The organism is Streptosporangium sp. NPDC049078 (genome assembly GCF_040648855.1).
In the GTDB taxonomy this organism is placed as follows: Bacteria; Actinomycetota; Actinomycetes; order Streptosporangiales; family Streptosporangiaceae; genus Streptosporangium.
In genome coordinates this window covers 1-17,223 of record NZ_JBEZEL010000006.1, presented here as the reverse complement: position 1 = coordinate 17,223, position 17,223 = coordinate 1, and the positions used below count along the sequence as shown (strand labels likewise).

Sequence of the window (17,223 nt, the reverse complement as noted above, 5' to 3'; positions counted from 1 at the left end):
CGTATGAGCCCGATGAGGCGAAGATGCGCTTGCACTGGTTCCTGCCGACCACCGGCGACGGCCACCATGTCAGGCCCGCCACGACCACCGTCGCGGTGGGCGGCGCCGCGGCCAGGCCCGCGACGCTCGACTACCTGTCCCAGGTGGCCCGCGCCGCCGAGGCGGCGGGTTTCGAGGCGGCGCTGACCCCGGTCGGCGCGGGCTGCCCCGACCCGCTGGTGGTGTGCGGCGCCGTCGCGGCGCGGACCGAGCGGATCAAGCTGCTGGTCGCCTTCCGGCCGGGCTTCACCCTCCCCACGCTGCTCGCCCAGCAGGCGCAGACCTTCCAGGAGATCAGCGGGGGACGGCTCCTGCTCAACGTGGTCACCGGCGGCGACCCCCTGGAGCAGCGCGCCTACGGCGACTTCCTCGACCACGACGCCCGCTACGAGCGCACCGGCGAGTTCATCGAGGTGCTCAGGCGCACCTGGGCGGGCGAGCCGTTCGACCACCTGGGCGCGCACTACCGGGTGTCGGGGGGCGGACTCGCCACACCGCTCCTCGACACCCCCGACATCTATTTCGGCGGGGCCTCCCCCGCCGCGGAGCGAGTGGCCGCCGCCGGGGCGGACGTCTACCTGATGTGGGGCGAGCCTCCGGCGACGATCGCCGAACGGGTCGCCAGGATGCGCAAGCTCGCCGCCGAGGCGGGCCGCGAGCTACGGTTCGGCATCCGGCTCCACGTCATCGCCCGCGACACCTCCGAGGAGGCCTGGACGCACGCCCGGCGCCTGCTCGACGGCATGGACCCGGACAGGATCGCCGCCGCCCAGGCGCGGTTCGCCCGGATGGACTCCGTGGGACAGCGCCGCATGGCCGACCTCCACGGGGGTTCGGCGGACGCGCTGGAGATCTCGCCCAACCTCTGGGCGGGGGTCGGGCTGGTCAGGGAGGGGGCGGGCACCGCGCTGGTCGGCAGCTACACGGAGGTCGCCGAGCGCCTCCGCGAGTACGCCGAGCTGGGCCTGTCGGAGTTCGTGCTGTCCGGCTGGCCGCATCTGGAGGAGGCCTGGCGGGTGGGCGACTTCGTCCTTCCCCGGCTCGCGACCCCCGCCCTCGTCACGTGAGCGTCCTCACCGCCCCTCCCCGCCTCCCCCGTCTCCGCCCCCGCCGCACCGGCGTCTCCGGAGGCGAGCAGGGCCCCGGATTGTGGCGGGCCCTCGCGCTGCGGGCCGGGGCGATCGTCGCGCTGGTCGCGATCTGGCAGGCGGTGGCCATGGCCGGGATCTGGCCACCGGTCTTCGTGCCGGAGCCCGTCGCGGTCTGGGACCGGTTCCTGCGCACCACCGCCGAAGGGGTGAGCGGCCACACCCTCCAGGAGCACCTGCTGACCAGCCTGCGCCGCATCCTGCTCGGCTGCCTGTACGGGGTGACGGGCGGCATCGCGCTGGGACTGCTGATCGGCATGGTCCCCACGCTGCGCGCGCTGCTCGGCCCGCTGGTCACGTTCGTGCGCACCCTGCCGCCGCTGGCGTACCTCAGCCTGCTGGTGATCTGGTTCGGCATCGACGAGGAGCCCAAGATCTGGCTCCTGCTGCTCGCCGCGCTCCCGCCGGTCGCGGTGGCCACCGCCGACGCCGTACGCGGCGTGCACGAGGACTACCTGAACGCGGCCCGCTCGCTGGGTGCCCGCCGGCACGAGCTGCCGCTGCGTGTGGTGCTGCCGAGCGCGCTGCCCGAGATCATCACGGGGGTACGGGTGGCCGTGGGCGTCGCCTACACCACGGTGGTCGCCGCCGAGACCGTGAACGGCGTGCCCGGCATCGGCGGGATGGTCCGCGACGCCCAGCGCTACAACCAGACGGACGTGGTGGTGCTCGGGATCATCGTCATCGGCCTGTCCGGCCTGCTCATCGACTTCCTCCTGCAAACGCTGGACCGCCGCCTGGTTCCCTGGCGCGGCCGTACCTAGGAAAGACCCCCATGAAACACCTGGCAATGACCCCCGTGAAGCGGGCCGCGCTCGCCCTGACCGCCGCCGTACTCGCCCTGACCGCCTGCGGGTCCGGCGCGGAGGAGGCGAAGCCCGCCGCCGACGGCTCCCCCGCGACCCTGCGCATCGGCTACCAGCTCATCCCCAACGGTGACCTGATCGTCAAGGACCAGCAGTGGCTGGAGAAGGCGCTGCCGAACACCAAGATCGTCTGGAGTAAGTTCGACTCGGGCGGCGACGTGAACACCGCGATGATCGCCGGATCGCTCGACATCGGGCTGGCGGGCAGCAGCCCGGTCACCCGCGGCCTGTCGGCGCCCCTCGACATCCCGTACCGGGTGCCGTGGATCTTCGACGTGATCGGCGACAACGAGGCGCTCGTCGCCAGGGGCGGCGTGACCGACGTCAAGGGGCTCGCGGGCAAGCGGGTCGCCGCCCCCTTCGCCTCGACCACCCACTACAGCCTGCTCGCCGCGCTCGACGAGGCCGGGCTGTCGGAGGCCGACGTGAAGATCCTCGACATGGAGCCGCCGGACATCCAGGCCGCCTGGCAGCGCGGCGACGTCGACGCCGCCTACGTCTGGACGCCCACCCTGGCCGAGCTGCAGAAGAACGGCGGCACGACGCTGGTCACCAGCCGTGAGCTGGCCCGGCGGGGCAAGCTCACCGCCGACCTCGCGGTGGTGAGCGACGACTTCGCGAAGAAGTACCCGAAGGCGCTGCACGTCTGGCTCCAGCAGCAGGACCGCGCGGTCAAACTGGTCAGGAGCGACAAGGACGCCGCCGCCGCGGCCATCGGCCGCCAGCTCAACCTCGACCCGGCGGAGGCCGCGCGCCAGCTCGGCCAGCTCGTGCTCCTCGACGCGACGGAACAGCGCTCGGCCGAGTATCTCGGCACTCCCTCGGCCCCGGGGAAGTTCGCCGAGAACCTGCGCAGCTCGGCCGAGTTCCTCAAGGGCCAGCAGAAGGTGGACGCCGTGCCCGAGCTGAGCGTCTTCCAGAAGGGCCTGGCCACGCAGGAGCTCGCCGATGCCTTCGCCGGAAGCTGAGACCACTCGCGCGGGCACGGACTCCGGCCGTGCCCGCACGACCCCCGACACGGCCCCCGACACGGCCGCGACTCCCGGCCCGGCTCACCCCGATCCCGACACAGCCGGCCGGAACACCGGATCCGCCCGTACGGACCTCGGCACGGCTTCCGGTGGGAGCGCCGGATCCGAAGACGCCGGCCCTCCCACCACGGCGCTCACGCTCGCCGGGGTGTCGCACTCCTACCGGGGGCGCGCGGGGACGGTCGACGCCCTCGGGCCGATCGACCTGGAGATCGCCGCCGGGGAGTTCGTCACGGTCGTCGGTCCCTCGGGGTGCGGTAAGAGCACGCTGCTGCGGCTGGTGGCGGGCTTCACCGCGCCGTCGGCGGGGACGATCACGGCCTCCGGCGAACCGGTCGTGGGCCCCGACCCGGCCAGGGGGTACGTGTTCCAGCAGCATCGGCTCTTCCCCTGGCTCTCGGTCGAGGGGAACGTCGGTTTCGGGCTGCGCGGCCTGCCCAGGGCGACGCGGCGCGAGCGGGTGGCCGAGTTGCTGGAGCTGACCGGGCTCACCGACGTCGCCAGGGCCAGGCCGTACGAGCTGTCGGGGGGCATGCAGCAGCGCGCGGCGATCGCCCGCGCGCTCGCGCCGGGACCCGCGCTGCTGCTGATGGACGAGCCGTTCGCCGCCCTGGACGCCTTCACCAGGGAACGCATGCAGGAGGAGGTCCGCGAGCTGTGGCGGCGGGCGGGCACGACGGTGGTGTTCATCACCCACAGTGTGGACGAGGCCGTCTACCTGGGCACCCGCGTGCTCGCGCTGAGCGGCAGGCCGGGCCGCGTGGTCCTCGACCGCGCCTCGAACCTGCCGTACGGCGACCATCCCCGCACCGACCCGCTCTTCGCCGGGTTGCGCGAGGAGCTGACGGAGGTCGTCAGGCAGGCCGCGTCGCCCAGCGGCGGAAGTGGCCGGTGACCTGGTAGACGACGATGTCGGAGGGGATCTCGGCCGCCCCCGACGACGCCGAGGCTCCCCCCGCCGCAAACTTTGCGGAAACCACGGAGCAAACATCCGTCAAAACAGGTCGACCTATCGCCAAGATCGCCATCTGCCCCGCCCGACGCGTCCACAGTTAGATGACCGCCGTCAGATCGGGAGGACCGTTGAGCGAGGGACTCGCGTTCGCGAATCCAGTCTTCGAGACCACGCCCCACGTGGGCACCCGCCGAGCTCTCGTCTTCCTCGACTCTCCTCCCGCCGCGCCCCCGCCACCGTCCCTGCTCTCGCCACCCGCCCCGGCCGTGTCCCCGGTTCCGTCCCCGTCCGCGCTCTCTCCCGACGCGGGCGTGGGTGTGGGTGTGGGTGTGGCCCCGGAAACGCGACCGGACGCGCGGCTGGCGAGCGCCCTGCGCGCCGAGGGGTTCACCGTCGAGGCCGAGGTCAGCGAGGGGGCGGGCCCGGACGGCGAACGCGTGTGGAATCTGCTGCGCTCGGCGCGGGAGGGCGACCTGCTGGTGATCCGGCTGCCCGCCGACGGCGGCTGGACCTCCGGACAACTCGGATCGATGATCGGCGCGTTCGGGCGGCAGGTCGGCGAGTCGCTCGCCGCCGCCGTACTGATGATCGTCGACTTCGGCTGGAGCGCGCTGAGCGGCTCCGCGGAACCGGTCAGGCAGCTCGCCGTGGCCGGGGAGCCGAGGGTCGCCGCGGCCGCGCTCACCCTCACCCTGAGGTTCGACGAGACGGCGCCGGGACCGGCGCGCACGCTGACCGACGTCATCGCGGAGGGCCTGCTGACGCGGGCCGCCGACCTCGACGGGGACGGGACGATCAGCGTCGGGGACCTGCACGCCTACGCGCTCGCCCGCTACGCCGCGGCCTCCGCCGCCCGCACCCCCATCCTGATCTCGTACGGGGCCGTCACGGGGGTCGCCCTCACCCCGGCGAGGGACACCGCCGCCGTACCGCACGCCGCCTTCGCCCACGTCCTGGCGCGGCTCGGTGACCACGCCCCGCCCGCCTGCGGAGTCGAGATCGTACGGCGGGTCTACGAGCTGCACCTGAGTGAGGCCGCCAGGGAACTGCTGCGCAGGGCCGCCCTCCTCGACGAGGACGAGCCGATCGACGAGATCCTCGGCGACGCCGCCGAGCTGCGGCAGTGGGGCCTGCTGGGCGAGACGACCACGTTCGTCCACCCCGACGTCCGGGTCTTCGGCCACTCGCGGCTGTCGGCGGCCGAACGGGCGCAGACCTCGGCACTGCTGCGCCGTCGCAGGGCCGGGCTGCGGACGGTACGGCCCAGGGCGAGGCTCACCGCCGACCGGTGGACCACCGAGGACCAGCTCGGACACCGTGTCTACGCCGAGGCGATCGCCGCGTTCGTCCGCCACCCGGAGACCCGGCCCCCGCTCACGATCGGCGTCAAGGGGCCATGGGGGGCCGGCAAGACCTCCCTGATGCGGATGATCCAGGACCTTCTGGACCCCGGAGCCGCCGGGGACGCCGCCGCCCCGATCCACCTGCCCGGCTCCCGCGCGGAACGGGCACTGACCAACGCCGAGGTGCTGGCCAGGACCGGACGGCGCCCCCGGGAGAACGCCGGTCGGGCCGAGCCGGGACCGCTCCCGCTACGGCCGGCGGACTGGCGGCCCACCGTCTGGTTCAACCCGTGGATGTACCAGAACGGCGAGCAGGTCTGGGCCGGACTGGCCCACGAGATCATCAGCCAGGTCACCCGGCGGCTGCCCCGCGCCGAGCGGGAACGGTTCTGGCTGGAGCTGAACCTGTCCAGGATCGACCGGGAGGCGGTCCGCAGCCGCGCCTACCACCTCGCGCTCACCCGCCTGGCCCCGGTGGCCCTCGGCCTGGTCGCCACCGTCGTCCTCACCGGGGCGCTCCTCGCCGCCGCCACGCTGCTGCCCGCGCTCGGCACCTTCCTGGGGAACACCGCGGCGGCCGTCGGCTCCGCCGGATCCGCGGTGGTGGTCGGGGCGGGCGCGCTACGGCTGGCGCGGTTCTTCGGGGAGTCGGCGGACAACGCGTTCCGCGGCCTGGTCACGCAGCCCGACCTGCTCGGCCCCGGAGCGGCGGAAGGACTCGTCAACGAGGCCACGGCCGGCCCCGGGTACCGGTCGAGGACCGGCTTCCTGCACCTGGTGCAGACCGACATGCGCCAGGTCCTCGACCTGGTCGCCACCGGGGAGCGCCCGCTGGTGGTGTTCGTGGACGACCTGGACCGCTGCTCGTCCGCCACGGTGGCGCAGGTCATCGAGGCGATCAACCTGTTCCTCGCCGGCGAGTTCCCCAACTGCGTGTTCGTCCTGGCGATGGAGCCCGAGGTGGTCGCCGCGCACGTCGAGGCGGCCTACCCGGAACTGGCCGGGACGCTGCCGGGTGCCGGACGGTCCGGCCTCGGCTGGCGGTTCCTGGAGAAGATCGTGCAGCTCCCGCTGAGCGTGCCGCTGCTGGACGACGCCGACCGGCTGCCCGCCTTCGTACGCGCCCTGCTGGGCGTGCCCGACCTGGCGCGGCCCGCGACCGACGTGGTCGCGAGCGTCCCCACGGGCAGTGTCTCCACGCTCGGCATCTCCCCGGGAGACGTTTCCACGAGCATGGAGACCACGCGACCCCAGGCCCCGGAGACCACATGGACACCGAATCCGGCCGGACCGCGTCCGGCGGGTCCCCCAGCCGCCCTGGAACGGCTCGACCCGCCACCGGATCCGGCCGGACCGCGTTCGCGCGGTCCCCTGCCTCCCGCACGGCCCTCCCCGCTCGGCGCGGTCACACCGGGCTTTCCCGGCACCACCGCGCCACCGGGAGCGGCCGTGTCGGGACAGCGGGCGGAGCCACGAAGACCAGGACCGCGCACGCCGACGGAGACACCGGAACCCGGATCGCAGGCGGCGGAACCGCCCGATCCGGTCCAGGTGAGCCGGTTGCAGGACGCCATCTGGGCGCTGCGCCCGACCACGACGACCCTTGACGAGGCGGCGCGCCTGGCGCAGGACGCCCTGGGCATCCAGTGCTCCGACGCCGTCGGCGGTCTCTGCGCGGCGACCCGCGAGGCCGCCGACCGGGTCTTCGACGACCTCTACAGCGACGAGAACGCCTACCGGGCGATCGAGTTCGTGCTCCCGGCCCTGACGTTCTTCAACCCGCGCGAGATCAAGCGGTACGTGAACGTCTTCCGCTTCTACTCGTTCCTCACCTACCGCCGCGCCCTCGCCGGGGCGGCCCCCGCCTCGGACGGCGAGGTCGCCAAGCTCGCGGCGCTCGCCGTCCAGTGGCCGCACCTGCTCACGCTGCTGGCGATGGAGACGGACGGAGCGAGCGTGCTACGGCGACTGGAGAACACCGCGAACGACGACGAGGACTGGAATCGAGCCGTCCACGACACCGGCCTCGTCGCCCACCACCCCCCCGGCGGCGCCCACCTGGACACCCTGCGCGACCTGCTCTCCCGCCCCCACCCCATCGCCGACCTCGCCCGCTATCTCCTCTGATGCACGCGTCCTTCCGGCTCCGACCAATGGAGACGGAAATGAGTAGGGGTGTACTCATCTGCCGGACGACGCGGGTTCGCACGCTGAGACGGCGGCTCCGCCCGGCTCGTCGGCGTCGGCGCACGCTCGAAGACCGGCGGACACGATCCGCCGGTACGGCTCACGTCTCGCGGACTCCGACGACCTCCCGCATGCTGACGGTGGTGCCGGCCGACTCGGCGCAGATCGCCCGGCAGACGAAGACGCCACTGGTCAGGAGACGGATTGCGCCACCAAGGCCATGGCCTGCCGCATGGCGTTCCGTACCTCGTCAGGTCCGTCACCGCGCTGCAGGGCGGTCAGCGCGGATGCGCTGACCGCGCCCACCATCGCGCCGACCAGGGCGGAGGCGGTGATCGTGTCGAGCCTGTCGGGGAACGCCCGCTGCAGCGCCTGGGCCAGTTCGGTCTGCGCGGTGAGGTAACGCTGCAGCAGCCGGGCCTGTAGCGCCGGCACCGAGGCCGCCAGCCGTGCGCGAAGTGCCGCGAGCCCGCTAGGGAGGTCGCTGTCCCAGGTGTTGGCGATCATCTGGTCCATCGCCCGCACCAGCACCTCGGGCAGCCGTTCTCCGGCGCGGCGCTCGGCGATCGCCTGCAGCGCCAGATCGACGCGCACGTCGGCATTGGCCAGAAGCACATCCTCCTTGGCCTGGAAGTGGAGAAAGAAGGTGCGGGGGGAGACCTCCGCGGCGTCGGCGATCTCGGCCACGGTCACGTGGTCGTAGCCCTTGTCCTCGAACAGACGCACCGCCGCCTCGATCAGTGCCTGCCGGGTGCGCTGCTTCTTGCGCTCTCGCAGTCCGTGTTTTTCCACCACGCAGGGCAGTTTAGTTCATCTTCCGAATTTATGCATAGTATGAATTAGTACATAGACTGCAGTCACTGAAAGGTGGTCGTTCATGGGAAGTCTGGACCGACGCGTCGTCCTCATCACAGGAGCAGGGCGCGGCATCGGGCGTGAAGAGGCGCTGTTCTTCGCCGCCGAAGGTGCCCAGGTCGTCGTCAACGACCCCGGCGTCGCCATCAACGGCACGGGCGGCGACGCCGACGTGGCCGCGAAGGTCGTCGAAGAGATCACTGCTCGCGGCGGACAGGCCGTGGCCAACACCGACAGCGTCGCCGACTGGGACGGCGCCCGCCGCATGGTGGAGACGGCCCTGGAGTCCTTCGGCGACCTGCACGTCGTGGTCAACAACGCCACCATCGAACGCAACATGGGCCTGACCGACCTGTCGGAGGAGGACTTCGACGACGTCGTGGCCGTCAAGCTGAAGGGCACCTTCGCGGTGACACACTGGGCGGCCCGCCACTGGCGCGACCGCTATCAGGCTGGTGACCACACCGACCGCGCCGTGGTCAACACCTCCTCCGGCTCCGGACTGCTCAACCCGCTGCCCACGCAGGTCTCCTACGCGGCGGGCAACGCCGGGGTCGCGGCGCTGACCACCGTGGCCGCCCTCGAACTCGGCCGCTACGGCGTGCGGGTCAACTGCATCTCACCCTCGATGGTCCGCACCCGCCTCACTCTCGCCGTTCCCGGCATGAGCCAGGAACCGCCGGCGGGCCGGTTCGACCCACAGCACCCGGCCGCCAGCGCGCCTGTCGCCGCTTACCTGGCCGGCGCAACCTGCCCGCTCACCGGCCAGGTGCTGTCGGTGCGGGGCGGAACGGTCACGGTCAACCACGGCTGGTCCCTCGGCGGGCACATCCACAAAGACGGGTTGTGGAGCGTGGCGGAACTGGCCGAGAAGGTGAAGGAACTGCCGATGGACGACCCGTTCGACAAGCTCGCCCAGGCCCTGACCGGCGCACTCGGCACCGTCGGACGCGACCAAATCCAAGGGATGATCAACGCCCTGCTTGACCAGGGAGCCCACTCCGACGCGGCCTCCGCATGACGCGGTGAGCCACATCCTGGACCGCGTGCTCAGTCACACGGTCCGGGGACGGGGAGCCACCGGCGTACACCAAATGGCCCCCTTCACGATCGCATCTCGGGCACCTTCAGGCGCTGAGGGCCCGCGCGACCGTGAGGCTGTCCTCGTAGATGTGATAGCGGGTGACGAGCCCGTCCTCGACGGTAAGGTGCAGCGCGAACGGCGAGGTGTACGCGGCCCCGTTCTCCCGCACCGTCTGCACGATCTCCCCGAACACGACGGCGTCCGCCCCGTCGACCAGGATCCGCGTCACCGACGTACCGTTCAGCTCGGGCACGTGATGGGCCTCCAGCGACCGGAAATGGTCCGCCACCTCGGCCCGGCCCGACCGGGGACGAATCCACGGCACCGCCGGATGCCCCTCGGCGGGCCAGTTCAACTGCCAGTCGACCGGCTCGGCGAACAACTCCGCCGTACGATCATGATCGCCCTTGACCATCCGACCCAGCAGTTCTTCCACGACGTCACGGGTTTCACCACTCATGTCGCAAGCATCCCTATTTCGAATGCCACCCGTCGATTACCGCCGAGGTAGGGCGGGCTCGCGAAGGCCGAACCTGGAAAGCGCGCCGCGCTCGACCGCGTCCCACCACCCCGATGGACTACGCCATCACCCAAGGTCGTGCCTCATCGTGAACCGGTACGGTCAGCGGGCGGGAAAATCGAATTCGCCGTCCTTGACACCACCGACGAACGCCTCCCACTCAGCGCGGGTGTAGACGATCACCTCAGCCCCAGGCCGACGACTGTGCCGCACAGCGACCCGCCCACTACCATCCGCCAACGGACCAGCCTCAACACACTGACCGTTACTGTTGGCACTCCTGGTACTGATATGCCAAGCGACGTCGGATAATTCTTCCCTGGTTGCCATTACATCTTCCCCTCTCCATCTCGCCCGACGCGGCCAACCGCATCGCGGATGACCGTCGCGGACTCATCCGGGGTGAGCGCGGCGCTCTGCAAAGAATCGTACGCTCGCACGAAGATTTCAGCACCCTCTGCCTCGGTATAGACGGCTCCTGCACGGGTCTCCACATAGGCCACGTTGGAGTAGGGGTCCGGCATGTCGAAGATCGTGAAAGAACCTTCCAGACTGGCATGAGCCCCGACATCGAACGGTACGACCCGGATGGTCACATTCGGCCTGGCCATAACCTCGGACAGATTCTTTAACTGGGCATACATCACTTCCGAGCCGCCGATCACGCGACACAGGACAGCCTCGTCGAGGACAACCTCCACATTCGGGGCCGTTGCCGTATCAAGCACACGCTGTCGTTCTGTCCGAAATTCCACCCAACGCTCAAGCTGTTCATCGGGAGCACCCATACCACCTGCCGCAATAACCGCCCGAGCGTAGTCGCGTGTTTGCAGTAGACCAGGGATGACCATCGTCTCGTAAGAATGAATTCCCTTCGCGCGAGTTTCAAGCCAGGCATGATCAAGCATTCCAGCAAGAGAGTCGGCGGCATATCCATCCCACCAACCCTTTCGCCAGATATCGCGGCTGATCTGCTCCAGTCCGTCGCGGATCTTCTGGTCGCCGACGCCGTAAAGGTTGAGAAGCGCCAACACGTCGGACGCCCTCGCCGGAATGATGCCGGATTCCAGCCGGCTGATGGTTCCTGCGTCACGCTGCAGATAGTCACCCGCCTGCTTGAGCGTCAGCTTGGCCGACTCGCGAAACTCTCTCAGGTGTTTGCCGAGCCACTGCGCCCGCAGCGTCGGTCCTCGCTTCGTGCCCATCGTCGTCTCCTTTGAATTCGCCTCGCCTAAACCACTGAGCAGCATCAGACAAATCCGGACAACGCCAACAACTTTTCAAGGCAAGCTTGCGTCGTTCCGAATTCAGTGTCACGCTACCGAAGCATCGGCCATCACGCTCGGTGTTCGCTCGAAAACGTAGAGAAATCAGGGCGGAGCGGAGCCGTACGGCAGATCTTCACCCAGGTTCAGCATCGGAAGGGAGCACCGACATGGAGCACCACCCTGGTTCCGACCAACCATCCGCCTGCCATGGCCCGGCCTTCGGCGAGCACCACCCGCGAGAGGTGGCTCTGGAGCGTGCGTACACGCTGACCGGCGATCTCCCCCGCATGTTCGCCCTGGTCCAGGACTTCACCGAAAGCGAGGAGAGTCACCCCGAGGTGGTGGCCTACGGGCTGGCGCTGCCGGGAGGCACGGCGACGACCGTCGGCGCGAACGGCCGCGGTTTCGGCCTGTGGACAAGCCCTCGCAGCGCGGCCCGTCGTCTCCACTCCGACCTGGTCTGGTTCGGGAACGACGGCACATGGAATCCCACGTCGTAGTGCCCATGCGGTCATGATCACCCTCTCCCCGCGTCCGGAGAGCCGTGAAATGCCCTGGAAATACCAGAGGTCCGGAAAACACGAGATGGCCTGTGGCGCCTCAGCCCTGGACTGGGTCGTGCACGGAACGCTTCAGCTACGGCGACCCGCCCTGGAGGACCGGTAAAGGACGCTTCAGCGGCGACGGGTCGCCAGGGCGGCCGGAAAGAAAGCAACTACGGCCCGCACCCCGTGCGGCCGGAACACGTGCAGCGGAGGTGGGCGGGTGCTCCGGCCGGCTTGAAAAGAGCCCGCAACCACCACGCCCGAGCAGGCCGGAGGCCTGAAACACCAGACAGTAACTGAGACGGCCGGCCGGAGCACCCGCCCACCGCAGCGGGCACGAAGAGCACCCCACCCGCCCGCACACGAGCACGAACACCACAGCGAACACCGAGAACAACCACCCCGCACACTCGGGAAACACGAAAGGCACCCCGCCCGTCACGGGCCGGGGTGCCTTGAAAGACGATCTAGCGCTGGGCCTCGATCATCCAGTGGTGCTTCTCCAGATCCTGCGTGATCTCGATGAGGATGTCCTGGGTGACCAGGTCGGGCTTCTCGGTGGCCGCGATGCGCTCGCGCATCCGGCGGACGATGGACCCGAGGATGTCCGTCATCGCCGCCACGACCTTGCCGTCGTGGATGTAGCCCGTCTCCAGTTGCGGCACCTCGCTGGTCTTGGCGAGCGTGGAGGCCCGGCCGTCGGGGTTGCACCCGAGGGCTACGGCGCGCTCCGCGACGGTGTCCGCGTGCTTCCTCGCCGACGAGACGATCTTGTCGAGCTGCAGGTGCAGCGACCGGAAGTTGTGGCCGATCACGTTCCAGTGCGCCTGCTTGGTCAGGAGTGACAGGTCGAGCAGGTCGACGAGCGCGCCCTGGAGCACGTTGCCGACGACCTTCTTGTCTTCCGGGTTGAGTGGACTGGTGATCGCAGACATAGAGTTTCCCCCTGTTTCGAACCTAGTGTCCTCTTTGCTGCTAAATGTCCGTACCCATCTACTCGCCCCCTATGCCGGTCGAAATGTTGACACTGTCATGATTACAGTGTCACTATCGAGGCATGGAATGGACCATCGGTGAACTGGCTGAGCGGGCATCCGCGGCGCTGGCCCCCACCGCCCAGCTCAACGGGCGGGTGCGGGACATGCCCAACGAGCGCCTCATCCGCTGGTATTCGACGATCGGCCTCCTCGACCCCCCGTCGGCCCGCCGAGGTCGCGTCGCCATGTACGGCAGGCGCCACCTGCTCCAGATCGTCGCCGTGAAGCGACGCCAGTCCGACGGCCGCACCATCGCCGAGATCCAGGCCGAGCTGGCCGGGGCCACCGACCAGACCCTGGAGTCGATCGCCCGTCTCCCCGACCCCCCACCGCAACCCCCACCGCCTCCGGCGGCGACCGGCACGCCGGCACGCCCGCGCTTCTGGGCCGGACCGCCCTCCCCCGCAGAGCCACCAACGCCACCGAAGCCGCCGACGCCGCCGAAGTCACCGGAGCCGGTGAAACCAGTGAAACCGGAGGTGCCCGCACCGCCGCCCCGACCGGCCGCCGCACACGCCGCACAGCCGCCACCACCCCCCGCCACCGCTCCCGCTCCCACTCCCGCCGAGACCCGGCCCGCGCCGCCCGCGCCGCCCTCGCCACCCGCCCCGAAGGCCGTGGCCGTCCACGGCGTACGGCTCGCGGACGGCGTGACGCTCCTGCTCGACACGGGTGAGCACGCCCCCACCCCCGACGACCTCGCCGAGATCGCCGCCGCCTCGGAAGGGCTCCTGTCACTCCTCCGCGAACGCGGCCTCACACCTCCGGAAGGAACTCGCCCATGATTACCTCGATCACAACACTGCCGCCGGAGGAGTGCCGTCCCGTCCCCGACACCGGGCTGGGAGCGCTCGCCACCGAGCTCGGCAACCTGCCGCTGGAGAGCGTGGACGTGACCGCCGCCGTGTCCGGCCTGAGCGCCGGGGTCGAGGTGGTCCAGGGTTTCCGCAACCCGCACGACGTGGCGCTTGAGGCGACGTACGTCTTCCCGCTGCCCGACCGGGCCGCCGTCACCGCCTTCAGGATGGAGGCCGACGGCCGGGTCATCGAGGGTGTGCTCAAGGAGCGCGGCCAGGCCAGGGCCGACTACGACCAGGCGATCTCCCAGGGCAAGCGGGCCGCGATCGCCGAGGAGGACCGGCCGGACGTCTTCACCATGAGGGTCGGCAACATCGTGCCGGGCGAGCGGGTCACCGTGCACCTCACGCTGAACCAGCCGCTCCCGTACGAGGACGGCGCGGCCACCTTCCGCTTCCCGCTGGTCGTCGCCCCCCGCTACATCCCGGGCACCCCGCTGGACGGCGAGCGGGCGGGCGACGGGTGGGCACCGGACACCGACGCGGTCCCCGACGCCTCCCGGATCACCCCGCCGGTGCTGCTGCCCGGCTTCCCCAACCCGGTCCGCCTCTCACTCGCCGTCTCCGTCGACCCCGCGGGCCTGGAGCTGCGCGAGGTCCGCTCCAGCCTGCACGTGGTCCAGGAAGAGGGCGGTGTGATCCGCCTCCAGCCGGGTGAGCGGCTGGACCGCGACTTCATCCTGCGCCTGGCCACCGGCGCCTCCACCTCCCTCGCGCTCGCCCCCGAGGAGAACGACGAGGACAACGGCCCGGAGAACGATGAAGGCACGTTCACACTGACCGTCGTCCCCGAACCTGCCCCCGCGGGGGCCAGGCCCAAGGACGTGGTGCTCGTCCTCGACCGTTCGGGCAGCATGACCGGCTGGAAGATGGTGGCGGCCCGGCGCGCGGCCGCGCGCATCGTCGACACGCTCACCTCGGGCGACCGGTTCGCGGTGCTCTCCTTCGACAGCGTCGTGGAATACCCGGAGGGTCTCGGCGAGGGGCTGTCGGAGGCGTCCGACCGCAACCGCTACCGGGCCGTGGAGCACCTGGCCAGGCTGGAGGCGCGCGGCGGCACCGAGATGCTGTCCCCGCTGGAGCGGGCCGCCGCGCTGCTCGCCGACTCCGCCAGGGACCGGGTGCTGGTGCTCGTCACCGACGGGCAGGTCGGCAACGAGGACCAGATCCTGGCGCGGACCGGCGCCGCGCTGGCCGGGGTTCGGGTGCACACGGTCGGCATCGACAGGGCGGTCAACGCCGGGTTCCTGGGCAGGCTGGCCGGGGTGGGAGGGGGTAGGTGCGAGCTGGTCGAGTCCGAGGACCGGCTGGACGAGGCGATGGAGCACATCCACCGCCGGATCGGCGCCCCGCTCGTCACCGACCTGTCCATCGAGGCCGACGGGCTCGACCTGATCAGCGAGACGATCAGCCACATCGGCTCGGTCTACTCGGGCGTCCCGCTCACCGTGCTCGGCCGCTACCGTGGCCCCGCCGAAGGGGCGATCACCGTACGGGGCGTGGGCGCCGACGGCTCGCCGTGGGAGCGGAGGGTCACCGCCTCCGTGGTGCGCAATCCGGCCGTACGGGCGATCTGGGCGCGGGCGCGGCTGCGTGCCCTGGAGGACCGCTACGCGGCCGGTGACCGGTCGCTGGAGGCCGAGATCGTCGAGACCTCGCTCAGGTACGGGGTGCTCTGCAGGTTCACCGCCTTCGTCGCGGTCGACACGCAGGTGGTCGCCGAGGGCGGTCCCGGACACCGGGTGATCCAGCCGGTGGAGCCGCCCAGCGGCTGGGAGAACCCGATCGCCGCCGCTCCGATGATGATGACCTCGATGGCCTTCGAGAACGCGGCGGCCCCGCCGCCCCCCGCGCCCACGGGACCGCCCGGGATGGCCCGCCCCGGCTCCATGCCGAGGTTCGCGGCGAGCCCCGCCGTCGGCGGCATGCCGCACGAGGCGGCGGCCGGAGGCTTCGACGACCGCGCCAGGATGCTGCGTCCCGCACCGGCGGGGGCCGCCCCGAAGCGCGGCAGGTCCCAGGGCGCCCCCCAGGACCCGCCGAAGGAGCAACTCGCCGAGGAGCTGAAGCGGCTGCGCGCCGCGGCCTCCCTGCCCGCCGCCGAGCGGCTGCTCCTGCTGGAGGACCTGGGCAGCCGCCTCGCGGCCCTCGTCGTCTACCTCGGCGGCCACGCCGAACTCGCCGCCCTGGCGAGCGAGCTGCAGGCCGGTGGGGACGTGGACGTCCTGTGGCGGAGGGCCGTGGAGGTCCTGGAGTCCCTGACGGGTTCCACCGGGCGACGTCCGTTCTGGAAGCGGTGACCCCCGGTCCCGCCGCCCCGAAGAACGGAGCGGGACCCACGGGACGCCACGGCGGCGACCTGAGGGGCGGCGGGGCCGATAAGGGACAGAGTGGGCCGGGGACGGGAAGAGCGGGGTTCCAACCTCGGCCGTGCCACATAAAGTAGCGGGATGGTGATTCTGGACGGCGGCCTGGCCACCCATTTGGAGGAGCTGGGCGCGGACCTGCGAGACGACCTCTGGTCGGCGAAACTCCTGCTGGAGAACCCCTCCGTGATCCGGCAGGCGCATCTCGACTACTTCACCGCCGGCGCCGAGGTGGCGATAACGGCGAGTTATCAGGCGAGCATCCCCGCGTTCGTGAAGCGAGGGCTGAGCGCCACCGAGGCCGAGGACCTCATCCTGCTCTCCGTGCACCTGGCCGCCCAGGCCAGGGACGCCCACGGTTCGGGCACGGTGGCCGCGAGCGTCGGCCCGTACGGCGCCTATCTGGCCAACGGCGCCGAGTACACCGGCGCCTACGACCTCGACGAGGACGGCCTCACCGACTGGCACCGCGACCGCTGGCACATCCTGGCCGACAGCGAGGCCGACCTGATGGCCTGCGAGACCATCCCGTCCTACACCGAGGCGAGGGCGCTGAGGCGGCTGCTCGCCGAGACGCCGGGGATGCGGGCGTGGGTGAGCTTCTCCTGCCGCGACGGCGAGCACATCAACGACGGCACCCCGCTCAAGATGGCGGCCGGTCTGTTCACCGGCAACCCCCAGGTGATCGCGATCGGCGTCAACTGCACGGCACCGCGCCACGTGCCCAGCCTGATCTCGCAGATCAAGGGCAAGCCCACCATGGTCTACCCCAACTCGGGCGAGGTCTGGGACTCCGCGAACCGGCGCTGGCTCGGGCTGGCCGACCCGGTGGAGTTCGGGGAGGCCGCGGCCGAGTGGACCGCCGCCGGCTCGGCCTTCGTCGGCGGCTGCTGCCGCACCACCCCGGAGCACATCCGCCAGATCCGCGCCCACCTCACGGGGGCGGACACCCCGTGAGGTCCTGACCGGCCACCGCTCCTGCCACGCCCGCGAACGCCGGATCTCCTGCCTGAAGGGGGTTGGCAATTGCTCAATTTTTTATAAGCAAAGATGATCACACGTAGTCATGTATCTTGCGCGCGTGAAGCTTTCGGAGTGGGCACGCCGGCAGGGCGTGAGCTA

General features: G+C 70.8%; 15 protein-coding genes. 10 read left to right on the top strand and 5 right to left on the bottom strand.

The window, feature by feature from the left end; genetic code table 11:
* Window positions 1-23 precede the first annotated feature (23 nt).
* From AB0B90_RS11300 to AB0B90_RS11280, 5 genes are all read left to right on the top strand, one after another.
* On the top strand, window positions 24-1,106 hold the full coding sequence (locus tag AB0B90_RS11300) for an LLM class flavin-dependent oxidoreductase (protein WP_362922250.1): 1,083 nt from the start codon (window positions 24-26) through the stop codon (window positions 1,104-1,106).
* On the top strand, window positions 1,103-1,951 hold the full coding sequence (locus tag AB0B90_RS11295; protein WP_362895617.1) for an ABC transporter permease: 849 nt from the start codon (window positions 1,103-1,105) through the stop codon (window positions 1,949-1,951). The genes AB0B90_RS11300 and AB0B90_RS11295 overlap by 4 nt, the downstream gene beginning before the upstream one ends.
* An 11-nt stretch (window positions 1,952-1,962) precedes the next feature.
* Window positions 1,963-3,021 carry an ABC transporter substrate-binding protein gene (locus AB0B90_RS11290; RefSeq protein ID WP_362922248.1) on the top strand — a complete coding sequence of 353 codons (1,059 nt, stop codon included), beginning with the start codon at window positions 1,963-1,965 and terminating at the stop codon, window positions 3,019-3,021.
* Complete coding sequence (locus AB0B90_RS11285; protein WP_362922246.1) at window positions 3,002-3,979, top strand: ABC transporter ATP-binding protein; 978 nt, start codon at window positions 3,002-3,004, stop codon at window positions 3,977-3,979. The genes AB0B90_RS11290 and AB0B90_RS11285 overlap by 20 nt, the downstream gene beginning before the upstream one ends.
* Window positions 3,980-4,167: 188 nt before the next feature.
* Window positions 4,168-7,509, top strand: coding sequence for a P-loop NTPase fold protein (locus tag AB0B90_RS11280; protein ID WP_362922244.1), 3,342 nt, complete (start codon window positions 4,168-4,170; stop codon window positions 7,507-7,509).
* 252 nt (window positions 7,510-7,761) lie between these two features.
* Here the strand turns inward: AB0B90_RS11280 and AB0B90_RS11275 are convergent, their stop codons facing one another.
* Window positions 7,762-8,364 carry a helix-turn-helix domain-containing protein gene (locus tag AB0B90_RS11275; RefSeq protein ID WP_350947995.1) on the bottom strand — a complete coding sequence of 201 codons (603 nt, stop codon included), beginning with the start codon at window positions 8,362-8,364 and terminating at the stop codon, window positions 7,762-7,764.
* A gap of 82 nt (window positions 8,365-8,446) precedes the next feature.
* Between AB0B90_RS11275 and AB0B90_RS11270 the strand changes: the two genes are divergently transcribed.
* The gene (locus AB0B90_RS11270; protein ID WP_350947994.1) at window positions 8,447-9,445 is read left to right on the top strand and encodes an SDR family NAD(P)-dependent oxidoreductase; all 999 of its coding nucleotides are present in this window, start codon (window positions 8,447-8,449) and stop codon (window positions 9,443-9,445) included.
* A gap of 106 nt (window positions 9,446-9,551) precedes the next feature.
* On the opposite strand, the gene AB0B90_RS11265 is transcribed toward AB0B90_RS11270, so the two are convergent.
* The 3 genes from AB0B90_RS11265 to AB0B90_RS11255 form a co-directional block, all read right to left on the bottom strand.
* Window positions 9,552-9,968: a nuclear transport factor 2 family protein gene (locus AB0B90_RS11265; protein ID WP_362922242.1), complete on the bottom strand. Its 417-nt coding sequence runs from the start codon at window positions 9,966-9,968 to the stop codon at window positions 9,552-9,554.
* A gap of 162 nt (window positions 9,969-10,130) precedes the next feature.
* On the bottom strand, window positions 10,131-10,358 hold the full coding sequence (locus tag AB0B90_RS11260) for a DUF397 domain-containing protein (RefSeq protein ID WP_362922240.1): 228 nt from the start codon (window positions 10,356-10,358) through the stop codon (window positions 10,131-10,133).
* Window positions 10,358-11,233, bottom strand: a complete 876-nt coding sequence (locus AB0B90_RS11255) for a helix-turn-helix transcriptional regulator (RefSeq protein WP_362922238.1) — start codon at window positions 11,231-11,233, stop codon at window positions 10,358-10,360. The genes AB0B90_RS11260 and AB0B90_RS11255 overlap by 1 nt, the downstream gene beginning before the upstream one ends.
* 230 nt (window positions 11,234-11,463) lie before the next feature.
* Here AB0B90_RS11255 and AB0B90_RS11250 point away from each other — a divergent pair, with 230 nt between their 5' ends.
* Window positions 11,464-11,796, top strand: a complete 333-nt coding sequence (locus AB0B90_RS11250) for a hypothetical protein (protein ID WP_350947990.1) — start codon at window positions 11,464-11,466, stop codon at window positions 11,794-11,796.
* 512 nt (window positions 11,797-12,308) lie between these two features.
* Here AB0B90_RS11250 and AB0B90_RS11245 read toward each other — a convergent pair.
* Complete coding sequence (locus AB0B90_RS11245; RefSeq protein ID WP_350947989.1) at window positions 12,309-12,776, bottom strand: DNA starvation/stationary phase protection protein; 468 nt, start codon at window positions 12,774-12,776, stop codon at window positions 12,309-12,311.
* Window positions 12,777-12,898: 122 nt separating this feature from the next.
* Between AB0B90_RS11245 and AB0B90_RS11240 the strand changes: the two genes are divergently transcribed.
* From AB0B90_RS11240 to mmuM, 3 genes are all read left to right on the top strand, one after another.
* A complete protein-coding gene (locus AB0B90_RS11240) occupies window positions 12,899-13,663 on the top strand; it encodes a MerR family transcriptional regulator (RefSeq protein WP_362922235.1) in 765 nt (254 codons plus the stop codon).
* Complete coding sequence (locus AB0B90_RS11235) at window positions 13,660-16,035, top strand: VIT domain-containing protein (RefSeq protein WP_362922233.1); 2,376 nt, start codon at window positions 13,660-13,662, stop codon at window positions 16,033-16,035. Before AB0B90_RS11240 ends, AB0B90_RS11235 begins: the two co-directional genes overlap by 4 nt.
* A 150-nt stretch (window positions 16,036-16,185) precedes the next feature.
* Window positions 16,186-17,058, top strand: a complete 873-nt coding sequence (mmuM, locus tag AB0B90_RS11230; RefSeq protein WP_350947986.1) for a homocysteine S-methyltransferase — start codon at window positions 16,186-16,188, stop codon at window positions 17,056-17,058.
* Window positions 17,059-17,223: the final 165 nt, after the last annotated feature.

Excerpts from the sequence above, each read along its gene's own strand:
- AB0B90_RS11300 (WP_362922250.1), top strand. The coding sequence starts at position 24 with ATGCGCTTGCACTGGTTCCTGCCGACCACCGGCGACGGCCACCATGTC.
- AB0B90_RS11290 (WP_362922248.1), top strand. The coding sequence starts at position 1,963 with ATGAAACACCTGGCAATGACCCCCGTGAAGCGGGCCGCGCTCGCCCTG.
- AB0B90_RS11270 (WP_350947994.1), top strand. The coding sequence starts at position 8,447 with ATGGGAAGTCTGGACCGACGCGTCGTCCTCATCACAGGAGCAGGGCGC.
- AB0B90_RS11265 (WP_362922242.1), bottom strand. The coding sequence starts at position 9,968 with ATGAGTGGTGAAACCCGTGACGTCGTGGAAGAACTGCTGGGTCGGATG.
- AB0B90_RS11240 (WP_362922235.1), top strand. The coding sequence starts at position 12,899 with ATGGAATGGACCATCGGTGAACTGGCTGAGCGGGCATCCGCGGCGCTG.
- AB0B90_RS11235 (WP_362922233.1), top strand. The coding sequence starts at position 13,660 with ATGATTACCTCGATCACAACACTGCCGCCGGAGGAGTGCCGTCCCGTC.
- AB0B90_RS11250 (WP_350947990.1), top strand. The coding sequence starts at position 11,464 with ATGGAGCACCACCCTGGTTCCGACCAACCATCCGCCTGCCATGGCCCG.
- AB0B90_RS11260 (WP_362922240.1), bottom strand. The coding sequence starts at position 10,358 with ATGGCAACCAGGGAAGAATTATCCGACGTCGCTTGGCATATCAGTACC.
- AB0B90_RS11245 (WP_350947989.1), bottom strand. The coding sequence starts at position 12,776 with ATGTCTGCGATCACCAGTCCACTCAACCCGGAAGACAAGAAGGTCGTC.
- AB0B90_RS11255 (WP_362922238.1), bottom strand. The coding sequence starts at position 11,233 with ATGGGCACGAAGCGAGGACCGACGCTGCGGGCGCAGTGGCTCGGCAAA.
- AB0B90_RS11285 (WP_362922246.1), top strand. The coding sequence starts at position 3,002 with ATGCCTTCGCCGGAAGCTGAGACCACTCGCGCGGGCACGGACTCCGGC.
- mmuM (WP_350947986.1), top strand. The coding sequence starts at position 16,186 with ATGGTGATTCTGGACGGCGGCCTGGCCACCCATTTGGAGGAGCTGGGC.